The sequence below is a fragment of the Aeromonas sp. 601039 genome, assembly GCF_049174415.1.
GTDB lineage: Bacteria > Pseudomonadota > Gammaproteobacteria > Enterobacterales > Aeromonadaceae > Aeromonas > Aeromonas veronii_A.
Genome location: NZ_JAAKTL010000009.1, coordinates 146,452 through 153,193 on the forward strand (window position 1 = coordinate 146,452; position 6,742 = coordinate 153,193).

Annotated in this window: 4 protein-coding genes; 1 reads left to right on the forward strand and 3 read right to left on the reverse strand. The window is 55.1% G+C overall.

Features of this window, described 5'->3' with window-relative positions; all coding sequences use genetic code 11:
• The first annotated feature begins 108 nt into the window (after positions 1 to 108).
• Entirely contained in the window at positions 109 to 1,689 is a 1,581-nt protein-coding gene (gene ahpF, locus G5195_RS10045) for an alkyl hydroperoxide reductase subunit F (RefSeq protein ID WP_421221650.1), read from the forward strand.
• A 136-nt stretch (positions 1,690 to 1,825) separates the two neighbouring features.
• Here the strand turns inward: ahpF and G5195_RS10050 are convergent, their stop codons facing one another.
• From G5195_RS10050 to G5195_RS10060, 3 genes are all read right to left on the reverse strand, one after another.
• On the reverse strand, positions 1,826 to 2,542 hold the full coding sequence (locus tag G5195_RS10050; protein WP_421221652.1) for an SIMPL domain-containing protein: 717 nt from the start codon (positions 2,540 to 2,542) through the stop codon (positions 1,826 to 1,828).
• Between the two features lie 56 nt (positions 2,543 to 2,598).
• Entirely contained in the window at positions 2,599 to 3,159 is a 561-nt protein-coding gene (locus tag G5195_RS10055) for a hypothetical protein (protein ID WP_042056172.1), read from the reverse strand.
• An 85-nt stretch (positions 3,160 to 3,244) separates the two neighbouring features.
• The gene (locus G5195_RS10060) at positions 3,245 to 6,727 is read right to left on the reverse strand and encodes a VWA domain-containing protein (RefSeq protein WP_421206637.1); all 3,483 of its coding nucleotides are present in this window, start codon (positions 6,725 to 6,727) and stop codon (positions 3,245 to 3,247) included.
• Positions 6,728 to 6,742 lie beyond the last annotated feature (15 nt).

Here is a 6,742-nt window from a genome sequence, read left to right on the forward strand (position 1 = left end):
ACCGGCCCGCATAAGGGCCGGTTTTGTTTCCGGCCCCAAGCAAAGGCGCCGGTCTGCTTTCCGGCTTACATCTCACGCCGACCCGCAATCACAAGAAGGAATTCGAAGATGTTGGATACCAACCTCAAACAACAGCTGAACACCTATCTGCAGTACATCGTCAATCCCATCGAGATCAGCGTGTCCGGCAACGACAGCGACAAATCTGCAGAGCTGCTGGCACTGGCCAGCGAGATCGCCGAGATGTCCTCCAAGATCACCCAGACCTCTGGCACTGCCGCTCGCAAGCCTTCCATGAGTGTCGCGCCGCAGGGCCAAGCCCCGCGCGTTCACTTTGCCGGCATCCCCATGGGTCATGAATTTACCTCTCTGGTGCTCGCCCTGCTGCAAAGCGGCGGCCACCCCTCCAAGGCAGATGCAGCCGTGCAGGAGCAGATCCGCAATCTCAAGGGCGAGTTCCACTTCGAGACCTATATCTCCCTCTCCTGCCACAACTGCCCGGACGTAGTACAGGCCCTCAACCTGATGGCGACCCTGAACCCCGGCATCACTCACACCATGATCGACGGCGCCCTGTTCCAGGAAGAAGTCGCCGAGCGTCAAATCATGGCGGTACCGAATGTCTACCTGAACGGCCAACCGTTCAGCCAGGGCCGTATTTCACTCGAAGAGATCGTCGCCAAACTCGACACCGGTGCCGCCGAGCGCAAGGCCGCCGAGCTGAATGAGAAAGATCCCTACGACGTACTGGTGGTCGGTGGTGGCCCGGCTGGCGCCGCAGCGGCCATCTATGCCGCTCGTAAAGGCATTCGCACTGCCATCGTTGCCGAGCGTTTCGGTGGTCAGGTGATGGACACCGTAGGCATCGAGAACTTTATCTCCGTGCCCTATACCGAAGGCCCCAAACTGGCCGCCAGCCTGGAGCAGCACGTCAAAGAGTACGGCGTGGAAGTGATAACCGAACAGCGCGCCGCCGCCATCAGCAAAGATGGATATGTGAACGTGGATCTCGCCTCTGGCGCCACCTTGAAGAGCCGCGCCGTGATCCTGGCTACCGGCGCCCGCTGGCGTGATCTGAACGTACCGGGCGAGCTTGAGTACCGCACCAAGGGCGTGGCCTACTGCCCGCACTGCGATGGTCCCTTCTTCAAGGGCAAGCGAGTAGCTGTGATCGGTGGCGGTAACTCCGGCATCGAGGCAGCGATCGACTTGGCTGGCATCGTCGAGCATGTGACTGTGGTGGAGTTCGCCGACACCCTGCGTGCCGATGAAGTGCTGCAGAAGAAGGCTCGCTCCATGGGCAATATCGACATCATCATGAGCGCGCGCACCACCGAAGTGATCGGTGATGGCAGCAAGGTGGTCGGTATGGATTACGAAGATCGCGCCACCGGTGAGATCAAGCACCTGGCGGTAGCGGGCATCTTCGTCCAGATCGGTCTGGTACCGAATACCGAGTTCCTCAAAGGTAGCGAGATTGCCCTGACCCGCTTTGGCGAGATCGAGATCGATACCAAAGGGGCGACCTCCCTGCCCGGCGTCTACGCCGCTGGCGATGCCACCACGGTACCGTTCAAGCAGATCATCATCTCCATGGGTGCTGGCGCCACCGCCGCACTGGGTGCGTTTGATTACCTCATCCGCAACCCGGCTCCTGAAGCGACCCAGGCTGATGCTGTGACCGCCTGATAAACCCAGCGCAACAAAAAGCCGACGCTCGATTAAGTAAACACGAGCGTCGGCTTTTTTATATCTGCATCGATGCGCAATAAAAACCCCGCAGCAAATGGCGGGGTTGTTCATGACTGGACTTAAACGACGGGCATCACTCCAGCAAGAAAACAGCCTCGATATTATCACTTACCGTGATCTGCTGTTGTTGATAGCTGTTGTCCGCCATATCCGCCGCAGGTGCAGCCATCGCCATGGCCTGCACCACTTTCAGGTTGCGGCTGTAGGCGGTAATGGGCGAAGCATTGCGGTACTCCACACTGTAGACCTTGCCAAGCTTCATCCCGAACGCCTTGGCCAGAGATTCAGCCTTGGTTTTGGCATCCTCAACGGCATTCAGACGGGCCTTCTCCTTGATGACCTGCGGCGATTTCAACCCGTACTCAATCTGGGATACGGACTCCAGCCCGGCTTTGAGTGCGGTATCCATCAGGGGGCTCAACTTGTCGAGCTGATAGAGCTTCACCGCCAATTGCCGCTGAGCACGATACCCCAACAATACCGGCTTCTTGTTTTCGCCATACTGATATTCCGGCGAGACCATCAGGTTGCCAGCCTCAACATCGCTGCGCTTGATCCCCAACCCTTCCAGTTGGCTGAAAAAGGCTGCGACCTTGGTATCGACCTGCTGCTTGGCCTTGAGGCCCTGCTTATCCAGTGCACTCACCGCCACATTGAGGGTGAGCATATCGGGTTCGGTCTTCTGCTCGGCATAACCGCTCACCACCAGATGGGGCGCTTGCGGCACTTCAATCGCCAGCAGCGGAGCACTGACAACCAGAGCGGAAAGAGTAAGAAGGGGACGCCACATAGAAAAAAACCTCAATCGGAAAGATTGAGGCCATTATGCCTGTGCAGTTACGGGATTCATATATCATGCGAGGGGGGGAACTGATCCAGTATCTGATTGGTCAGATCGAGACTGATGGTGACCACGCTGCAGACATCTGGGCTCTGCTCTACCTTATCTTGTGACGATGTCGCACCGCAGACCTGCACCTCATCATCGAAATGGAACGAGTCCCACGACAGAACATGTCCTTGCACCGCCTGTCCGAGATCGGTGCCACCAATTGCCTCCTCCATCGCAGACCAAGGGATGGTATCAGACGGCCCAAGCAAATTTTGCAACAACGGAGGGTGAAAACTGACCAGTGGATACTCCTGCTGACCCTGCTCATGGCCAACCAGAATCATGTTATGGGCAGACTCGGTATCCAAAACAGGCACATAGGTGATAGAGGCTGCAGCAAAGTCAACATAGAGCGAGCCCGCGACATCACCGGCCTCATTCTCTATCTCCATCCCATCCAGCCGATCACCGGCGATCGAGGCCTGATAGCCAAACTGACCTGCGCAGGTAATGTTGCCCTGTCCATCCCAGCTATAACGGATGCCATCAATGTCGACCCAGTTGAATGACTGCATGATTACCCTCTCTTCTACGGCCGCTATCTTATCCATCCACCTAAAGAAAAAACAGGGGCCAGGCAAGCCCGGCCCCGAGAGAGGGTTACGGATCAACCTTCAAGTTACCGTCATCCAGCAAGTGCTTGATGATCTCCTGATTGGAGCCCAGTGAGGCGAGGTCGAGTGAGTTCTGGAACTGGATGGTCAGTTCCGGGCTCCCACCGGCCCCGGCAGGATCTATCGTCAACGTCTTGGTCGTCGTGTTGAACTGCAGATAGTTGTCCAGCACGGCTGCCAGATCCTCGTTGTTCCCCACTGCAGGTACGCCGACCAGCAGATCCGAGAGATCCAGTACATCTCCACCATTGTTGGTATCACCTAAAGTGAAATCAGTAATGGTATCGATACTGCCGTCCGCATCCCCCGCCAGCCACTTGAAGGTGTCACTCTCCCCACCACCGGTCATGGTATCGCTGCCAAGGCCGCCGATCAGAATGTCCTTACCAAGGTCGCCCGTGAGTATATCGCTACCAGAACCACCATCCAGATAATCATCACCGACACCTCCAACAAGGGTGTCGTTCCCTTCCTGGCCAAAAAGGATATCGTTGCCACTGCCACCATATAGGGTGTCATTACCACCACTGCGGCTACTCTCCCCACTCAGCTCAGTAATATGGGTCCGGATGTAATCCACCGTCTGTTCACGTGTCCACCCATGACTGGACTCCAGCGTTTCAAATACCAGCCAACCAGAACCTTGGGGCAGATCCAGTCCCAACTCGCTGGCCAGCGTATCGGTATTGAGTACATCGCCAAACAGGATGTCATTGCCAACACCACCATCGGCCACGTCATTGCCGGCCCCCAGCAACACAGTAATCTGATCCCCCTCGGTCAGGGCTGCCGTCAACTGCTCGGCACTGGTCACAATCTGGGCATCGCCGATCGGGGCATTGAAACCCTGCTCGATCCGGATATTGTCTATCCGTACCTCAGCATTCCGGTCATTGGAGCTGTCGAGCAGTTCGAACACAAACCCGTATTGCCCGACAGGCAGTCCATCGGTTGTGATAGTGCTGTAAGCCGTCAAAACAGATGAACTAACGCCAGTAATGGTGCCCGTTTGCACTGGATTGAGCATATCCCAGACGCCACCCTCGAGTTTCACCAACTTCCAGGTGAAGCTGTCGCTGCTATTAACACCATTCAAGGCATACTGGAACTGCAGACTTGCTCCGGCTTGTGCCGCAGAAACCTGGATGGCATTGGCCACGGCGAGCGCCAATATTGTCCTGTCAGAATCAGAACCGGTTCGATCATCCCGGATCCGCAAGCTTCCATTTGTAACAGTATGCGATCCCTGAGCATCACCACTGAGCACCCATCCCGAGGCGGCATTTATGCCGCTACCACTACCAAATGTGGCCAAGTCAAGGAAGCTGCCTGCCGAGTAAAACTGATCTGCCGTTTCAGTCGTGTTATCAAAGAACTTCAACAAATCCTTGTTAACATCATTGGTCACCCCGATTGCATTGACCTGGCTGATGGCACTGAGTGAAACAAAAGCATCCACCGACTCCTTGATCACCTCAAATGTGGTGCTGTTGCCTGGTCCGGCGACCTGATTGCTGTCATTGAGGTAGTAAGTCGGGTTACCATCCGTGACAAAGAATGTCAGGTTCTGGTAACCGGGAGCAGCCTTGCTACCATCATTGAACCACTGCACGGCCTGATTGAACGCGGCTTCATAGTTGGTGCCACCATTGGCAACCAGTGCATCAATGGCATTGGTCAGGTTGCTCACATTACTGGCATCAAGCCCTACTATTGTCACACTCTCGCTGGCATTCGCCGCAAAACCAATCAAGGTGACATTGATCTCACCATCATGATCTTTCAACTGGTTGGCCAAATGGGTCAGGGAGGCCTTGAGCATATTCAGTCGTGCTCCAGCCATACTTCCAGACACATCGACCACCAGGGCAATATTGTAATTCTCACCCGGGATGAAATTGGTACTGGTGCCGCCGATGTCCCCCACCACAATATCGTGACCAGCACCGCCTGCAACCAGACCATCCACACTACCGTTGGAGTTGGGCACCTTGTGATCATCATCCGTGCCGGGGGTCCCGGTAGTGTCGGGGGTATCCGAGGTGTTGCTGCCCACAACCAGAATATTGGACGCGACGGGAGGCTCATTGCTCTTGACCGATACAGTAAAGTTGGCGCTGGCTTTATCTCCATCGGCATCAGTCAAGGTAGCACTGAAATCAAGGTCAATATCAGGAGGCGTGATCTTGTCGATCACTCCGAAATTCTCGATCCTCACCGAGTCATTGCCATTCAGCACAAAGCGGACATAAAGCTGGCTGAACTCCCCATCGGGTTCTATGCTGGCCAACTGCATCGACCCTTTGAGTCCTGACAGAACAAGCTCTCCGGAATCGACGACGGTCACGCCATCGGCAGCATAAGCCACCCACTGTATGGTGCTGGTATTGGTGTTGCCAACCCCGTAGACGTTGAAAGAGAGCCCATCAACGGCTGCAGTCGTGGATACCTTGAACCCTTCGTTATTGTCCAGGTTGCCGTTCTTAATCCCGAAACCATTGTTGTTCGGGTTGAGATTATCTGCATCACTCCCCGGCAGATCCTGAGGATTATTGACGCTGCCATTGAACAGCAGACCATCGAACAGTACACCAATCCCGCCAGCAGTAACTCCGATCGTCTCAACAGGCCCGCCAGCACCGAACTGTGCCCCGATCGAGAAAGTTTGGGTTGGCTGGGGAGTAACCAGTTCAAAGCTGTAAGTATTGTCGTCATTGAGTGTCAATGTATAGAACACTTTAGGTGGCTGCCCACTACCATCAATGGTTGCTACCAGAGTCTTGCCATCAGTCGACAAGGTTTCGGTGATCCCTGCCAAATCAGGCCATCCAGTCAGTTTCAGTCCACCAGTACCCAGAGGGCCATCAGCACCAAAAGAGACGCCAAACAATCCACCGGTAGTGATGTCGGCTACATTCATCACTTCCAGACTTTCGATGCCTGTGATCACGGGCATATCGTCTTCAATAACAACACTGACCTGCTTGGTATCACTCAAGTCACCATCACTGGCTGACAGGTTGAAGGTAAATGTCTTCAGTCCTTCCTTATTGTCTCCAAATTCATGATCGATGGGCCCCAGCAAGGTGACGGTATATTTACCAACCGGATCTACAGATACTTGTATGACTGGGATCCCTCCCGCTGAACCCACCAGTGTCGCAGACCCTATACCACTCCACACAACTGGTACCCCTCCAGAGCTCAGGCCAGATGGAGCAGAAAGAGTGAACGTAAAGGTATTGCTGTCGATATCTGTCACACTTGCCGTCGCATGGGTCGAGGTGCTATCGGTAATATCGCCGGGATTGGGTGAATTGTCTGGATTGGATCCCGGTAATCCCTCCTCGGATATGCGCAGATCCGAGACAGTCAGCATGGGAGCATCATTAGTTGCAGTGACGGTCACGGTGAAGGGCTTGCTGTCTGCCCCACCCTCGTCCGTGGTCCCCGCCACATTGCCATTCACGACCCCGCTCCAGTC